Annotated in this window: 14 protein-coding genes; 9 read left to right on the forward strand and 5 right to left on the reverse strand. The window is 60.1% G+C overall.

Annotated elements, in window-relative coordinates; all coding sequences use genetic code 11:
• Positions 1-146 precede the first annotated feature (146 nt).
• From ACI77I_RS00230 to ACI77I_RS00245, 4 genes are all read left to right on the forward strand, one after another.
• Positions 147-2555 (forward strand): TonB-dependent siderophore receptor, encoded by a 2409-nt coding sequence (locus ACI77I_RS00230; protein ID WP_406996765.1) that lies wholly within the window; start codon positions 147-149, stop codon positions 2553-2555.
• Between the two features lie 63 nt (positions 2556-2618).
• Complete coding sequence (locus ACI77I_RS00235) at positions 2619-3722, forward strand: PepSY-associated TM helix domain-containing protein (protein ID WP_406996766.1); 1104 nt, start codon at positions 2619-2621, stop codon at positions 3720-3722.
• Complete coding sequence (locus tag ACI77I_RS00240; protein WP_094949497.1) at positions 3719-3901, forward strand: hypothetical protein; 183 nt, start codon at positions 3719-3721, stop codon at positions 3899-3901. Before ACI77I_RS00235 ends, ACI77I_RS00240 begins: the two co-directional genes overlap by 4 nt.
• Positions 3902-4057: 156 nt before the next feature.
• Complete coding sequence (locus ACI77I_RS00245; protein ID WP_094949498.1) at positions 4058-4687, forward strand: glutathione S-transferase; 630 nt, start codon at positions 4058-4060, stop codon at positions 4685-4687.
• Positions 4688-4834: 147 nt separating this feature from the next.
• Here ACI77I_RS00245 and creD read toward each other — a convergent pair whose 3' ends face one another.
• Genes creD through ACI77I_RS00265 form a run of 4 tightly spaced genes read right to left on the reverse strand, consistent with a single transcriptional unit; the run spans position 4835 to position 8865 of the window.
• On the reverse strand, positions 4835-6196 hold the full coding sequence (gene creD, locus ACI77I_RS00250) for a cell envelope integrity protein CreD (RefSeq protein ID WP_094949499.1): 1362 nt from the start codon (positions 6194-6196) through the stop codon (positions 4835-4837).
• Positions 6197-6247: 51 nt separating this feature from the next.
• Complete coding sequence (creC, locus tag ACI77I_RS00255; protein ID WP_406996767.1) at positions 6248-7687, reverse strand: two-component system sensor histidine kinase CreC; 1440 nt, start codon at positions 7685-7687, stop codon at positions 6248-6250.
• Complete coding sequence (creB, locus tag ACI77I_RS00260) at positions 7687-8355, reverse strand: two-component system response regulator CreB (protein WP_406996768.1); 669 nt, start codon at positions 8353-8355, stop codon at positions 7687-7689. Before creB ends, creC begins: the two co-directional genes overlap by 1 nt.
• Positions 8356-8364: 9 nt before the next feature.
• Complete coding sequence (locus ACI77I_RS00265; protein ID WP_094949502.1) at positions 8365-8865, reverse strand: ATP-dependent zinc protease; 501 nt, start codon at positions 8863-8865, stop codon at positions 8365-8367.
• A gap of 291 nt (positions 8866-9156) precedes the next feature.
• On the opposite strand from ACI77I_RS00265, the gene ACI77I_RS00270 reads away from it, so the two are divergent.
• Positions 9157-10056: an acyltransferase gene (locus tag ACI77I_RS00270; RefSeq protein WP_094949503.1), complete on the forward strand. Its 900-nt coding sequence runs from the start codon at positions 9157-9159 to the stop codon at positions 10054-10056.
• Here ACI77I_RS00270 and ACI77I_RS00275 read toward each other — a convergent pair.
• Positions 10053-10625 carry a DUF2780 domain-containing protein gene (locus ACI77I_RS00275; RefSeq protein ID WP_242153090.1) on the reverse strand — a complete coding sequence of 191 codons (573 nt, stop codon included), beginning with the start codon at positions 10623-10625 and terminating at the stop codon, positions 10053-10055. The genes ACI77I_RS00270 and ACI77I_RS00275 overlap by 4 nt on opposite strands.
• A 151-nt stretch (positions 10626-10776) precedes the next feature.
• Here ACI77I_RS00275 and ACI77I_RS00280 point away from each other — a divergent pair, with 151 nt between their 5' ends.
• The 4 genes from ACI77I_RS00280 to ACI77I_RS00295 all read left to right on the forward strand — a co-directional run bounded on the left by ACI77I_RS00280 (position 10777) and on the right by ACI77I_RS00295 (position 13285).
• Complete coding sequence (locus tag ACI77I_RS00280) at positions 10777-11403, forward strand: sigma-70 family RNA polymerase sigma factor (RefSeq protein WP_094949505.1); 627 nt, start codon at positions 10777-10779, stop codon at positions 11401-11403.
• Positions 11400-12077 carry an anti-sigma factor domain-containing protein gene (locus ACI77I_RS00285; protein WP_406996769.1) on the forward strand — a complete coding sequence of 226 codons (678 nt, stop codon included), beginning with the start codon at positions 11400-11402 and terminating at the stop codon, positions 12075-12077. Before ACI77I_RS00280 ends, ACI77I_RS00285 begins: the two co-directional genes overlap by 4 nt.
• Positions 12078-12324: 247 nt before the next feature.
• On the forward strand, positions 12325-12726 hold the full coding sequence (locus tag ACI77I_RS00290; RefSeq protein WP_406996770.1) for a hypothetical protein: 402 nt from the start codon (positions 12325-12327) through the stop codon (positions 12724-12726).
• 310 nt (positions 12727-13036) lie between these two features.
• Positions 13037-13285, forward strand: coding sequence for a hypothetical protein (locus ACI77I_RS00295; RefSeq protein WP_094949508.1), 249 nt, complete (start codon positions 13037-13039; stop codon positions 13283-13285).
• Positions 13286-14074 lie beyond the last annotated feature (789 nt).

The following is a 14074-nucleotide window of genomic DNA, read 5'->3' on the forward strand; positions in this document are numbered from 1 at the left end:
GAACCCCCGCTATCCTGAGCCCTGAGGGCCATGCAGTTCGAACAGTTGTGAGCATTCACAGATTTATTTTCGCTTGGCCCTATCACTTTTTGATTCTCGCTCGGCACCTAGGCAATTGAGAAATGTTTCCATTCAGGAGCCGTCCTATGTCCCGCACGCTAGACACCTTGTTGCGCCCCAGCCTGTTGGCCGTGGCCATTGCCCTTAGCGCCCCGCTGGCCAGCACCGCGCTGATCGCCGCCGAACAGGCTTCCAGCGTGCGCGCGTACAACCTGCCGGCGGCACCATTGGCCAGCACCCTGAACCAGATCGCCAGCCAAGCCGGTCTTGCGTTGACGCTTAATCCTTCGCTGGCATCGGGCAAGACCTCGGCACCGGTCAAGGGCCCATTCGATGCGCAAGGCGCGTTGCGGGAAGCGTTGCGGGGGACTGGGTTGCAGTTGGAGCAAAGCAGCGCGGGGACTTATTCCCTGGTTGCGATTCCTGACGGGGTGGTTGCATTGCCGGAAACGAGCATCACCGGGCAAGGCAGCTATGAAAGTGCATGGGGGCCGGTGGAGGGTTACGTAGCGACACGTACAGCCGCAGGCACCAAGACAGATACACCGATCATTGAGGCGCCTCGCTCGATGTCCGTGGTCACTCGCGCCCAAATAGAAGACCGTGGCGTGCAGAACCTCGACGACGCCGTACGCTATATGCCGGGCGTAATCGCCAGCAGCTACGGCAGCGACTCCCGTGCCGACTGGCTACGAGTACGAGGCTTCGAGCCGACGCAGTTCCTCGACGGCCTGCCGTTGCCGAAAGGCTCCTACGCCAACCCAAAACAGGAAACGTGGAACCTGGACCGCATCACACTGCTGCGTGGCCCTGCATCCTCAGTCTACGGTCAGACACCACCGGGCGGCATGCTCGACATGGTGAGCCGCCGTCCACAAGCTGAAAGCAGCAACGCTGTGCGCGCCGAGGTCGGCAGCAACAACCGCAAGCAAATCAGCTTTGATAGCACTGGTAAGATCGATGATCAGGGCCAATTCCTCTACCGCGTTGACGGCGTGGTACGCGATAGCGGCACGCCCATCGACCATATCGAAGACAAACGCTACAACATCGCCCCGAGCCTGACCTGGAACATCAACGACGACACCCACTTGACCCTGCTCTCGCAATTCACTCGCGACGACACCGGTATCAGTGGCCAGTTTTTACCGTTGCAAGGCACCAAGCTGAGCTCGCCGGCGGGCAAGATATCTCACCACAAAAACCTTGGTGAACCAGATCAGGACTACTACGACCGCACCTACTACGCCCTGGGTTATGCGTTTGACCACCGCTTCAACGATGTCTGGCAGTTCAAGCAAAACCTGCGTTACACCAAGAGCGAACTAGCCTTCAACACCACCTACTCCAGCTACGGCGACACCGCTATCGGCGCCGACGGAATGCTCAAACGCATTTACGACAAAGTGGACGAGGACATCTCGCAACTGGCTCTGGATAACAACTTCCAGGCCGACTTCCAGACCGGTGCCCTGAGCCACACCCTCTTGCTCGGCCTGGACCACCAGCGCTCCAACACCGACTACCACTGGATCGAAGGCAATGCCGCGAGCATCAATCCAAACCGCCCGATCTACAACCAGCCGCGCCCGGCTGGCGCACCGTTCACCTTCTACGACTACAACCAAAAAACCGTGCAGACCGGTCTCTACATCCAAGACCAGATCGCCTTGGATAAATGGCGCCTGACCTTGGGCGGTCGTGAGGACTGGATTCATACCGGCACCACATTCTTCAACATGAATGACGCCACCAACACCCAGCGCGACAAGGCATTCAGCGGCAACGCTGGCTTGAGCTACGTATTCGATTCTGGCATCACGCCCTACATTTCCTATACCGAGTCGTTCCAGCCCACCGCTGGGGCCAGCGCGAGTGCAACCGAGTCGTTCAAACCAACCCAAGGCAAGCAGACCGAAGTCGGCGTGAAGTACCAGCCGGTAGGGAGCAAGACGCTGCTGACCGCAGCGGTGTTCGACCTGCGTCAGCAAAACGTTTCGGTGACACAAAACAACGTTACCAGCCAGATCGGCGAAATCAGCGTGCGCGGCCTGGAGCTGGAAGCCACGTCGGAAGTCACCGACAACCTGAAACTGGTAGGTTCTTACACTTACACCGACACCGAAATCCTCAAAGGGGATGACAAGGGCAACCGCATGAAACTGGTGCCACGTAACCAGGCATCGCTGTGGTCAGACTACACCTGGCATTCGGGTGTGCTGGATGGTTTCGGCGTCGGCGCTGGCGTGCGTTATGTGGGCGACACCTACGGCAACACCGCCAACACCACTAACGGTCACGTAGGTTCATACACCGTGTACGACGCTGCCGTGCATTACGACTTGAGCCGTATCAATCCAGTACTCGCGGGTGTTTCGGTGGATGTCACCGCCAAGAACATCTTCAACAAGGATTACCTGTCGACCTGCGACGGTGCCTGGTGCTACTACGGTGATGAGCGCAATGTCGTGGCCGCTGTGAACTACAAGTGGTAAACCACTGACACGGTCACCCAAGGGTCGCGGTTACACCGTGGCCCTTTTGCATTTGGATGAACCATGAAAAGCAAAACCATCCGCCACTGGTCCTTCATCCACACCTGGACCAGCCTGATCTGCACGGTGTTCCTGCTGCTGCTCGCCCTCACCGGCCTGCCGTTGGTGTTTCATCACGAGATCGATCACCTGCTGGGCAACGAGCCCGAACTCCAGCAGATGCCTGCCAACACCCCACAGCCGAACCTTGAGCAACTGGTGGCCAAAGCCCAGGCGCATCGCCCGGGTGAGGCGATGCAATACCTGGCGTGGGACGAGGACGACAAGAACGGCGTGATCGCGATCATGGCCGCGACGGCCGGCACCGAACCCAACGCGTCCCACACCTTCATGCTCGATGCGCGCACTGGCGAAGCCGTGGAAACGCCGGCGGCCAATGGCGGGCTGACGCTGTTCCTGCTGCGCCTGCATGTGGACATGTTTGCCGGCCTGCCGGGCAAGTTGCTGTTGGCGTTCATGGGCCTTCTGTTTGTGGTGGCGATTGTTTCCGGCACGGTGCTGTACCTGCCGTTCATGCGCCGCGTGAAGTTCGCCACTGTGCGCCAGGACAAATCCACTCGCCTGCGCTGGCTTGACCTGCACAACCTGATCGGCGTGGTCACACTGACCTGGGCGCTGGTGGTGGGCGTGACCGGCGTAATCAGTGCCTGCGCCGACCTGATCATCGCCGCGTGGCGCCAGGACAGCCTCAGCGCCATGATCGAACCGTACAAAAACGCGCCGCCGCTGACCTTGCGTGCACCGGCTACCGAGCTGCTGAGCATCGCCGCCAAGGCCGCGCCCGGCATGCAGCCAGACTTTATCGCCTTCCCCGGCACGCGCTTTTCCAGTGAGCACCATTACGCCGTGTTCATGAAGGGCAGCACGCACCTGACCTCGCACTTGCTCACGCCGGTGCTGATCGACGCCAGCACCCTGGCCGTCACCGCTATCGCCGAGCGGCCGTGGTACATGGACGCCATGGGCATGTCCCAGCCGTTGCACTTCGGTGACTACGGCGGCATGCCGATGAAGATCCTCTGGGCGCTGTTGGATGTGCTGACCATCATCATGCTGGGCAGCGGCGTGTACCTGTGGATCGTGCGGCGCAAGGCGGCCCAGGTATGAAGCCGCGCCAGTCGAATTTCTGGAAGGTGTTTGGCATACCGCTGGGGATTGGCGTGCTCAGCGCGGCCGGGTTGTTTGCCGCGTTGCTGGGGGATGGGCTGTGGGATTCGCTCAGTTGGGTGGGGTTGGGGGTTCCTGCTGTCATTGGTGTTTGGGCGTTATTTAAGCGGCGCGGCTGAGGGCGCTATCGCAGGCAAGCCAGCTCCCACCTTGAAATGCATTCCCCTTGTGGGAGCTGGCTTGCCTGCGATGAGGCCGCCAAAAACACCCACCCACCACTCGCCAGCCACCGAGCAACCCTCTAGGCTAGCCACTGCCCATTTCGAGGAATGCCCATGTCCGCGCCCAGCATGACCTTGTTTCACAACCCGGCCTCACCCTTTGTTCGCAAAGTCCGCGTGCTGCTGATCGAGACCGGCCAGCAGGACCGTGTGGCACTGCACGGCTGCATGCCGACGCCGGTCAACCCGGATGCGCAGCTGGCTCGCGAAAACCCCGTGGGCAAGATCCCGGCCCTGCGCCTGGCCGACGGTTCGGTGCTGCACGACAGCCGGGTGATCCTCGACTACCTGGACCACCAGCATGTCGGCAACCCGCTGATACCGCGCGACGGTTCCGCCCGGTGGCGCCGCCTGACCCTGGCCTCGATGGCCGACGGCATCATGGATGCCGCCGTGCTGGTGCGTTACGAAACCGCCATGCGCCCGGCAGAAAAGCACTGGGCCCAATGGCTCGATGAGCAGCGCAACAAAATCCGCCGCGCCGTCGCCGAGTTGGAGAAAGAGGCGATTGCCGAGCTGGCCAGCCGCTTCGACATCGCCTCCATCAGCGTGGCCTGCGCGCTGGGTTACCTGGACTTCCGCCACCCTGACCTGCAATGGCGCACGGCTAACCCCAAGCTTGCCGATTGGTACGCCGAGGTCAGCCAGCGGCCGTCGATGTTTGAGACCCAGCCGCCGGTCTAGCCTGCCTTGAGGCAAGCCCGCTACCTGTGGCAAGCGGGCTTATTGTGGCGAGCGGGCTCGCCACAGGGAGCCCATTTACCACAAAAAACAGCGCGTTAATTTTGCCTATCAGCTGCGCCCTCACCTGCTGATCTTCGCGCAACCCGATCATTGCACCTCCTCCAGATCAAACTGCACCTTGCGCTTGCCCACGCCATACCAATCCAGCTTGCGCGTCAGCACCATCACCGTGCCCAGCAGGCCGAACAGCAACAGCGAGCCCATCAGCAGCGCGTAATCCTCGGCGCTCAACAGCCCGTACAACAAGCCATACAACGCCGCCAACCCTGCCGAAAAGCCCAGGCCATGGGCGATGCTGCGCAGCACATGGCACACGTAAAACCCAATCAACAACACACAGGCACTCGCCGACAACAGGTACGCCAGGCCAAAGCCAATGTGCTCGGACAACGACAACAACAGCAGGTAAAAGAACGCCAGGGCAAAGCCCACCAACGCGTATTGAATCGGGTGCACCGCCAGGTTTTTGAGCACCTCGAACAGAAAGAAGCCGGCGAACGTCAGGGCGATAAACAGCAGCGCATATTTGATCGCGCGGTCGCTCTTGAGGTACTGGTCCACCGGGTCGATAAAGCGCACGCCGAAGCTGCGGCTGTTGAAGTCGTCACACACCTTGTCCCACTCGCAGCCGCGCAGGGTTTCTTCCAGGTTGGTGGCGAAGAACGTGGTCTGCCAATGGGCGCTAAAGCCTTGAGCCGTGACCTCACGCTGAGCTGGCAAAAAGTTGCCGACAAAGCTTGGGTGCGGCCAGTTCGACGCCAGTTTCACCTGGCTGGTCTTGCCCACCGGCACCACTTGCATCTGCTCGGTGCCTTGCAGGCGCAGGTCAAAGGCGAAGTCAAACGGGGCTGGTTTTTTGCTGTCTTGCTCGGGCAGCATCACGTGCACGCCCTCGCCCAGCCAGGCCACTTGAGAACCGGGCGCGAACTCCAGGCGTTGGCTGCCGAGTTCCAGCTTCAGCGCATTTTCGATGCCGCGAATGTCACTGATACCCACAGCCAAATACGCCGGTTCAAAACGATAATCGGCAAAGTTTTCCGTGATGCCCAACTGCGCAGGCAGCTCAAAACGCCCACTGATGCGGTTGTCTGCATGGAACAGCCGCGCCTGGTAAATGCCCCGCGAGCGCAGCTCGGTTTGCACCTTGCCGTCGAGTTCAAACTGCTCCGGCAAGAAATACAGACGACCGCGCACTTCACTGACTTGCTCGTAGCGTTCGTTGAGCTTTTCATTGAGCTTCCACTCACGGACGGTCTTGCGATAGGGCACTACCATCACCGGGCCGGTGAGGCGCTGGCTGTAGCTTGAGCTGCGGGCGATGTCCATCAATACGCCATCGCGCATCTGCTGGCGGTCGCTGATGATGCCGTTGATCATCAGCAACGGAATCAGCAACAGCAGGATCAGCAGCGCAATCGCGCCAAGTTTGAAAAGCAAGCTGCGGTTCATGGGTCTCTCCCTGTTTTGATGGGCAGAGCGTGAACCGCGCGTATGGGAGATTTATGTGGGCAATGTGGAGACTGTGTGGAGATGCAGCACCACTTGCACGCCGCCTTGCACATTGCCGATCTGCAGGGCGCCGCCGTGCAGTTTCACCACTTCTTCGACAAAGTTGAGGCCAAGGCCGGTGCTTTTGCGCCCGCTGGTCGGGCGTGGCAGGGAGTAAAAACGCTCACTCAGGCGCGGCAAGGCGTAGTCGGGAATCGGCGCGGCCTGGTTGAACAGGCTCACCTGCACGTCGTTGTGATGGGTGTGCGCACTGAACCTCAACGTGCCACCGGGTGGCGTGAAGTCCAGGGCGTTATCCAGCAGATTGCCCAAGGCCTGGCGCAGCAGGAAAGGCTCGCCGAACACTTTCACATCCGCGGTAATCGCCTGTTCGATGTGTAAACCGGCGCCTTCGATTCGCGCGCATTGGGCCTTGAGCACCTCGTCGACCAAGGCGGCCAACGGCATGCTGATTTGTTCTTCCAAACCCTGGCGCTGTTCCACTTGGGCCAGGTTCAGCAGGCGCTCGATCAACTGCTGCAAGCGCGCACTTTCACTGTCGATATTGCCGACGAAACGCTGCTGCTGCTCGCGGGTCATGTCACCCTGCAACAACTCCGCCGCGCCACGAATTGCCGCCAGCGGGCTTTTCAATTCGTGGGTCAGGGTGTGCACGTAATGCTCGACGTAGGCCTTGCCTTCCAGCTGCGTGCGCATGTGCTCCACAGCGGTGGACAGCTGCTTGAGCTCGCCGCCACGGTAATGCGGCAACTCGGCACGCCGGCCTTCGCTAACGGCCTGCGCATACGCCGTGAGCCGGTGCAGCGCAACGCTCAGCCACCAAGACAACAGCGCGCCGAGCAGCAGGCCGAGAATCACCAACCCTGCGCCGTACCACAGCAGGCGATGCTCGGTGCGGTCGACATAGGGCTGCAACGAGCTGTTGGGCTTGGCCACAGTGACTACGCCGATGATCTGGCCGTTGTCGCGGATCGGCGCGCCCACGTGCATCACCGACGAGTTGGGGTCATCCAGTTCGCTTTTGGTCGAACGGGCGCCGTACTCACCGCGCAGGGTCAGGTACACGTCGTTCCACTTGGAGTAGTCCTGGCCCACCGCTTCGCCCGTCGAGTCGAGCAACACGATGCCCTTGGCGTCGGTCACGTAGATACGGTGGTTGACCTGGTTTTTCGGCAGGCCCCAGATGGTCGCGCCCGGTTGGCGGTTGCCATAGGCCTTGAGCAACTCTGGCCAGTGGCTCTGCCCAAGGGTGCCGTTCTTGACGTCCAGCCGTAGGATTTCAGCCAGCAGGTTGGCGGTATCCACCAGGGTTTCTTCGGTGGACTGGCGCACGCCGGGGCGGATTTCCTTCATCACCGTGTTGAGCACGAAGTAGCCGGTCAGGCCGATAAACAGCGCGTACACCAGGAAAATCCGCAGCCCCAGGCGCATCAGCTGTGGCTCGGGCTATAGCTGTAGCCCAGGCCACGATGGGTCTGGATCGGCTCGGCATCGGCGGCCACGCTACGCAGTTTGCTGCGCAGGCTTTTGATATGGCTGTCGATATTGCGCTCGTAGCCAGCGTCGGCGGGCACGCCCACCGCATCGAGCAATTGCTCGCGGCTGAATACGCGCTCGGGTTGCTCGAGCAGGCTTTGCAACAGGCGGAACTCATGACGGGTCAGGCTCAAAGGCTGGCCGCGATAATGGATCTGCATGCGCTCCAGGTCCACCTGAAACACGCTGGGCGCAACACCTGGGCCGACGCGCTTGAGGATCGCCCGTACCCGCGCCGCCACTTCCCGTGGGCTGAACGGTTTGACCACGTAATCGTCGGCGCCGATCTCCAGGCCCACCACCCGATCAATTTCGGCATCCCGCGCACTGAGGAACATCACCGGCACTTCGCTGAAACGGCGCAATTGCTTGCAGGTTTCAAAGCCGCTGATGTCGGGCAGGCCGATGTCGAGGATGATCAGGTCCGCCGGCGCCTGGCGTTGGTGGGCCAGCGCCTCCTGGCCGAGGCTCAGCCAGGTGGTGGTAAAGCCTTCGCCTTGCAGGGCGAAAATCAGCGTGTCGGCTATCGCCGCTTCGTCTTCGACAATCAGGATATGCGGCATGTGGGTCCGTCAGCAGTCCGGTTTGTCAGCAGTGTAACGACGTGCCGGGTTTACCGCTGCGCCGAATTCACGCAGAGCTTTGGCGCCGATCAGCAGCGGGTAGTTGAAGCTGCTGCGGTCGGTGAGGTTGACCTCCACGGTGCGTTTGACGTTGCCCAGGCACATCTCCAGGTCGATGACCGGGCGCTTGGCCACGGTGGCTTCGTCCTTGTCCTCATCTTCGTCGGCGCGGCTCTTGATCTTGCTGATGCGCGAGACTTTGTGTTCGTAGACCTTGTTGGTGGTGTCCTTGCCGCCGAGGCGGAAGCGCACCCAGTCGTCGCCATCGCGGGTGAAGGTCTCGATGTCACGGGCCGACAGCGAAGCCGTCAGTGCGCCGGTGTCCATCTTGGCCTTGAAGGTTTCGCCGATCTCCGGCAGCTGGATGTATTCGTAGCGACCGTAGAGGGTCGGTTCGGCAGCCATGACCGGCAGAGCCACCAGGGCGAACGCAGCAAGGAGCAATTTCACGAAGTGATTTCCTCGAAAGAAGTAGGCGGATTCTAGACCGCAAAAGCAGCACTTAGTTAGCCCCGCCATCAGCAGCTCGTTCCCACGCTCTGCGTGGGGATGCAGCTTTGGACGCTCTGCGTCTGCTTTTAAAGTCTTGACGCAGAGCGTCACTGGCGGCATTCCCACGCAGAGCGTGGGAACGATCAGCATAGCCTTCACATTGTGAAACATTCGTGCGGCGATTTGCGATTTGGCCTCTAGACTCAGCTTGCTTATCATGGCCCGCCCACAGGATTCCAAGAGTTACTTATGCGCCGCCTGCTCACCGGCTGTTTCGTCACACTGCTGTTATTGCTCAACACCCTGGTGCTGTTCGGCCCGTTGATGGTGTTTGCCCTGCTCAAGCTGGTGGCCCCCGGTCGCTATCGCGACTATGCCTCCTGGGCGGTGATGTGGATCGCCGAAACCTGGGCAGAAATCGACAAGCTGATCTTTTCGCTGTGCATCCCAACCCAATGGGAGATCCGCGGCGGCGGCGACCTGCGCGGTGACACGTCCTATCTGGTGATCAGCAACCACCAATCCTGGGTCGACATTCCGGCCCTGATCCAGGCGCTCAACCGGCGCACGCCGTTTTTTAAATTCTTCCTGAAAAAGGAGCTGATCTGGGTGCCCTTCCTCGGCCTGGCCTGGTGGGCGCTGGATTACCCGTTCATGAAGCGCTACACCAAGGCATTCCTGGCCAAGCACCCGGAACTGGCAGGCCAGGACCTGAAAATCACCAAAGAGGCCTGCGAGCTGTTCAAGCGCCAGCCGGTGACGGTGGTCAATTACCTGGAAGGCACGCGGTTCAGCGCGGCCAAACACAAGCAGCAGGCGTCGCCGTTTGCCCGGTTGCTCAAGCCCAAGGCGGGCGGCGTGGCGTTTGTGTTGGCGGCAATGGGGGAACAGCTGGACGCGGTGCTTGATGTGACCGTGGTCTATCCATCTCAAAAGCAGCAGCAAAAGATTCCGGGTTTCTGGGATTTGATCAGCGGCGCGGTGCCAAAAGTGATCATTGATATCCGCACCCGCGAGCTGGACCCGGCGTTGTGGCAGGGCGATTACGAGAATGATCCGGCCTTTCGCCAGACCGTCCAGAACTGGGTGAACCAGCTCTGGAGGGAGAAGGACGCGCGCATCGCTCAACTGCGCGCGGAACGTATTTAGCTGCCAGTGCCCCAGGCCGAGGCCAGTTTGCCCAGCACCGACTCGTTAGCGCCCTGACCACCCAGGTATTGCAGGATCACCGGCGCAAACTTGCCGATCATGCTGTTATCCATGCCCAGCGCGCTGAACGCGGTGTTCAGGTCGCTGGTGTTCTTGACGTTACCCAGCAAGCCGTCCAGGCCGCTGGTCTTGCTGCCGCCGCTCTGGCCGAGCATCCCGCTCAAGGCGCCAAGGCTGCCCAGGGAGTTGCTCCCCGACAGTTGATCCAAGCCGGGCACGCTCTTGCCCAGTTGCGAATAATCGGTGCCGCTCAGTTTATTTTTGGCCAGCCCCAGCATGGCGCCGGTGCCGCCGACGGCTTGTTCGGGGGTGACGTTCAGTTGCGACGTCAGGGCGCTCAGCAGGCCGGCGGTCTGGGAACTCGGCGCTGCGGCAGCCGCCTTGTTATTGCTGCCCTGAGCGCCGGAGACGGCATTGGCCACATCACCGAGGCTGAAACCTGCGGCAAATACCGGGCTGGCAGCCACGGTCATCAGGCAGGACAGGGCAAAACCGCGTGAAATCTTCATCAAGACAACCTCTGAATGTAGGAGCTAAAAGCAGGCGTTGGACTGACGGTCCAGAAGGAATGTTCCCACCTAGAGATTAGTTCAGAAAAAGCTGCATCCAAATCACCCGCCCGCGCGTATATCGAACATGCGCCGCCCGGAGTTGGATGGAATGAATGCTCAAGCTGGTCTACCCTCTGCCTACCGTGCGCAGTCCCGTCGCCCTCGTTCGAGAGCCTGGAGAAGCCCTATTTCCATCAACGATGCTGATCTATTGCGGCCCTTGCTGGCCCAGTGCGCCCTGGGCAACCGCCAGGCGTTCGAAACCCTTTACCGCAGCGTTTCGCCACGTCTTCACGGTGTTGCATTGCGCTTCATGGGCCGCGCCGACCTGGCCGAAGAGGTACTGCAGGAAGCCTTCGTGCGTATCTGGTACAACGCCTCACGCTACGAAGCACACCTGGCGGCGCCCATGACGTGGATGGTCAACATCACCCGCAACCTGGCCATCGACCAATTGCGCAAACACCGCGAACAGCCCTTGGCCGACGGCCAGCAGGACGCCCTGCTCGACGACAGCCCCAGCGCCCACGAGCAACTCAACAACGAACGCGAAGCGCGCGCCCTCAACCGCTGCCTCGACACGCTCGACGGCATGCAGCGCCAATCAGTCACCGTGGCTTACTTCCAAGGCCTGTCGTGCTCGGAGTTAGCCGAACATTTGGCGGCGCCTTTGGGCTCGGTCAAATCCTGGATTCGCCGCGGCATGGAGCGCCTGCGCAGGTGCCTTGAATCATGAACTACCAAACCACCGCCCTGCGCCGCGCCCTGGCCGCCGATTACGCCATTGGGCTAATGCCTGCGACCGCTCGTCGGCGCTTCGACGCCCTGTTATTGGAAGACGCCGCACTGCGCGTCGAACTCGGTCATTGGCAGGATGCGCTCGCCAGCCTGACCGGCGCCCTGCCCGAGCGGCCGGTGCCCGATCACGTGTGGGCAGGCATCAAAGCGCGGATTGAGCCGCAGGTGCTGCATGTGCCGGCGAAGAAACCGTTCTGGATGAGCTTTCGTGTGCTAGCGGCTGCCTGCGCGGTGGTCGTCGCAGTGCTGGTGGGTGTGCTTTATCAGCGTGATATCGGCGCAGAGTACAACGCCACGCTGATCGCGGCTAACCAACAACCGGCGTTGCAGATCCAGGCATTTGGCGATCACCTGCAAGTTGAGCCGTTGACGTTGGCGGCGGTTGAGCCGGCGCGCGCACTGGAACTATGGGCCATTGCGCCCGGCGGCAAACCGATTTCTCTGGGGTTGGTGCCCAGCTCGGGTAAAGGCCGAATCCAGTTGAGCAAGGAACAGCAAGCATTGTTGGCCGCACCGCTGACCCTCGCCGTCAGCCTGGAGCCTGCAGGCGGCTCGCCGACAGGCCAACCCACCGGACCGGTGCTCTATCAAGGCGCACTGGCCTCTCGCTGACACCCCATAATCCCTGTGGGAGCTGGCTTGCCTGCGATAGCGGTGGGTCAGCCAGAGACAGGTTGACTGGCCGACCGCAATCGCAGGCAAGCCAGCTCCCACATTTGATCTTCATCGGCTGGGCAGCTTTGAAATAACCAGTGCCTCTACAAGAAGTAAATACGCTAAAGAACTGTCATTTATAACAGTAGCCAACACTCTGTATCACCCGCAGCATGAAACATCTGCTCCCCACCGGAAGACATTTATGAAGCGCGCACTGCTTGCGGGCTTGTCTGCAATGACAGGGCTGGTAGCAAATGCCATCGCGGCGACCGCAACTTGCCCACCGATCCAGAGCATCCATCAAACCGCGATGGCCGGTGGCGGTTATAGCTATGAAGCCTCACAGCCGGGCGGGCTTACCTGGACCGGCAAAAACCCGTCAGCTACCGCCTCCTACCTCAATGACTCGACGTTTCACGATGCCCGTTACGATGCACAAAACGAAGCCGTCACCTGCACCTACAAGGGTCCAATGGGTAATGACGCACAGCTTTCGGTCACGCTCAAATCCGTCGAGGAGTGGAACCTCACGCCTATTGGTTACTGGAAAGGCACCTATTGCGAAGACTCTGACGCCACCAAGTGCTCATTCACCCATCGGTGACCCGCAGTTGATCATCATCGCCCAGGCGACTTGCTCCTGGCGACGGATGGCGCTTATAGTTCGGCGGTCGTCCACATGGCGACACGGGTTTGGCGACTCGGGTGAATGGTGCAAAAGCTTCTGCTTTTTTGCAGGTTCTTTTGCGTCCGCAATAGCTGCTTTCATGGTGGCTGTGCGCGGGAGACCTTCGGGTCTGCCGGTTCCATTCCCGGTTCGCCAACCTGCGTACAGCTGCCACCCAATTCGTTTGGCGACGAATAAGTGTGTAGCCCACCTCTACTTGAATGGGTTTTAAAACATGAACCGATACATGCCGCTCACCGGCCACGACAGCACCACCCCTTCCCTGCTCATCGACACCCAAGTCCCGCTCGACGTCCTCCACGACGCCGCGGTCTACCGCATCCGCGCGGTGACACAAGTCATGGAAAACCTCGCGTTTCGTGAGGGCCTGCACATCGACAATCTCGTCCTCCAGGACTTCGCCCTGCTCTGCGCCATTCCCTTGCGGGACGGGTGCGACCTGCTGGATGTGATCAGCCGGCGGTTGCAGGCCTAAACACCCAGATGCAAAAAAGGGCGACCTATGGGTAGCCCTTTCTGTACAGCACGTGGCCCCTCTCACCGCACGTCTTTATAGTTTATCGCAACAAACAATAAGGCGACTAAGCACGAACAATTCTAAAAAACTGTTGTTTCTAACAGTATCCGTCCCCCCTGATCATCACTGAATATTCAGTCTTGAACCAACACACAGGGTACCTACTCATGAAATGCCTAAGCACAACAAAACGATCAACTCTTAGCTCTCAATGTTTGAAAGTTGTCATTACCTTGGCGACCCTAATTGGTAGCACTTGCGCATTCGCTGAAAGTTGTGCGCCAGAGAGCCAGATTACGGCAAGTGAAAGTGGCGGCGAGGTCGTATACACAGCGGGCGAGTTTAAAGGCAATAACGAGGACAGCGGAAACGACGAAAATCGATCGTACTTGAGCCCCACCTTAAAGTTTGAACGAGCGACCCTGTCGCAACGCAAAATTGGCACGCATGGAGAAGACCCAAAAGATACAGCGGGCTCTATCGTCTCGTTTGTCAAATGCGATTATGTTGGCGCTGGTGGCAGCAAAGCCGGCTCACCGCCTGATCGCGTCCGGCTTTCCAAGCGATACACTACGCTGCCTAAGCCAGACAAAGGCAATTGGTTGACCGAGACCATTAACAGGACTGTCGTTACCAACTCCGCCGGCACTGAAAACACGTACTGCACGTCTACAGACCCGACAGCCTGTACGTTCAAATAAATAGCAAGGGCGGCCCATCGGGCGCCGTGCTTTTTCTTTGAACTTA

Origin of the sequence: Pseudomonas sp. D47 (assembly GCF_045447305.1) — a bacterium.
GTDB lineage: Bacteria > Pseudomonadota > Gammaproteobacteria > Pseudomonadales > Pseudomonadaceae > Aquipseudomonas.

Bases quoted from the DNA above. Each gene is read 5' to 3' on its own strand.
- ACI77I_RS00230 (WP_406996765.1), top strand. From the start codon at position 147: ATGTCCCGCACGCTAGACACCTTGTTGCGCCCCAGCCTGTTGGCCGTG.
- ACI77I_RS00235 (WP_406996766.1), top strand. From the start codon at position 2,619: ATGAAAAGCAAAACCATCCGCCACTGGTCCTTCATCCACACCTGGACC.
- ACI77I_RS00240 (WP_094949497.1), top strand. From the start codon at position 3,719: ATGAAGCCGCGCCAGTCGAATTTCTGGAAGGTGTTTGGCATACCGCTG.
- ACI77I_RS00245 (WP_094949498.1), top strand. From the start codon at position 4,058: ATGTCCGCGCCCAGCATGACCTTGTTTCACAACCCGGCCTCACCCTTT.
- creD (WP_094949499.1), bottom strand. From the start codon at position 6,196: ATGAACCGCAGCTTGCTTTTCAAACTTGGCGCGATTGCGCTGCTGATC.
- creC (WP_406996767.1), bottom strand. From the start codon at position 7,687: ATGCGCCTGGGGCTGCGGATTTTCCTGGTGTACGCGCTGTTTATCGGC.
- creB (WP_406996768.1), bottom strand. From the start codon at position 8,355: ATGCCGCATATCCTGATTGTCGAAGACGAAGCGGCGATAGCCGACACG.
- ACI77I_RS00270 (WP_094949503.1), top strand. From the start codon at position 9,157: ATGCGCCGCCTGCTCACCGGCTGTTTCGTCACACTGCTGTTATTGCTC.
- ACI77I_RS00275 (WP_242153090.1), bottom strand. From the start codon at position 10,625: ATGAAGATTTCACGCGGTTTTGCCCTGTCCTGCCTGATGACCGTGGCT.
- ACI77I_RS00280 (WP_094949505.1), top strand. From the start codon at position 10,777: ATGAATGCTCAAGCTGGTCTACCCTCTGCCTACCGTGCGCAGTCCCGT.
- ACI77I_RS00285 (WP_406996769.1), top strand. From the start codon at position 11,400: ATGAACTACCAAACCACCGCCCTGCGCCGCGCCCTGGCCGCCGATTAC.
- ACI77I_RS00290 (WP_406996770.1), top strand. From the start codon at position 12,325: ATGAAGCGCGCACTGCTTGCGGGCTTGTCTGCAATGACAGGGCTGGTA.
- ACI77I_RS00295 (WP_094949508.1), top strand. From the start codon at position 13,037: ATGCCGCTCACCGGCCACGACAGCACCACCCCTTCCCTGCTCATCGAC.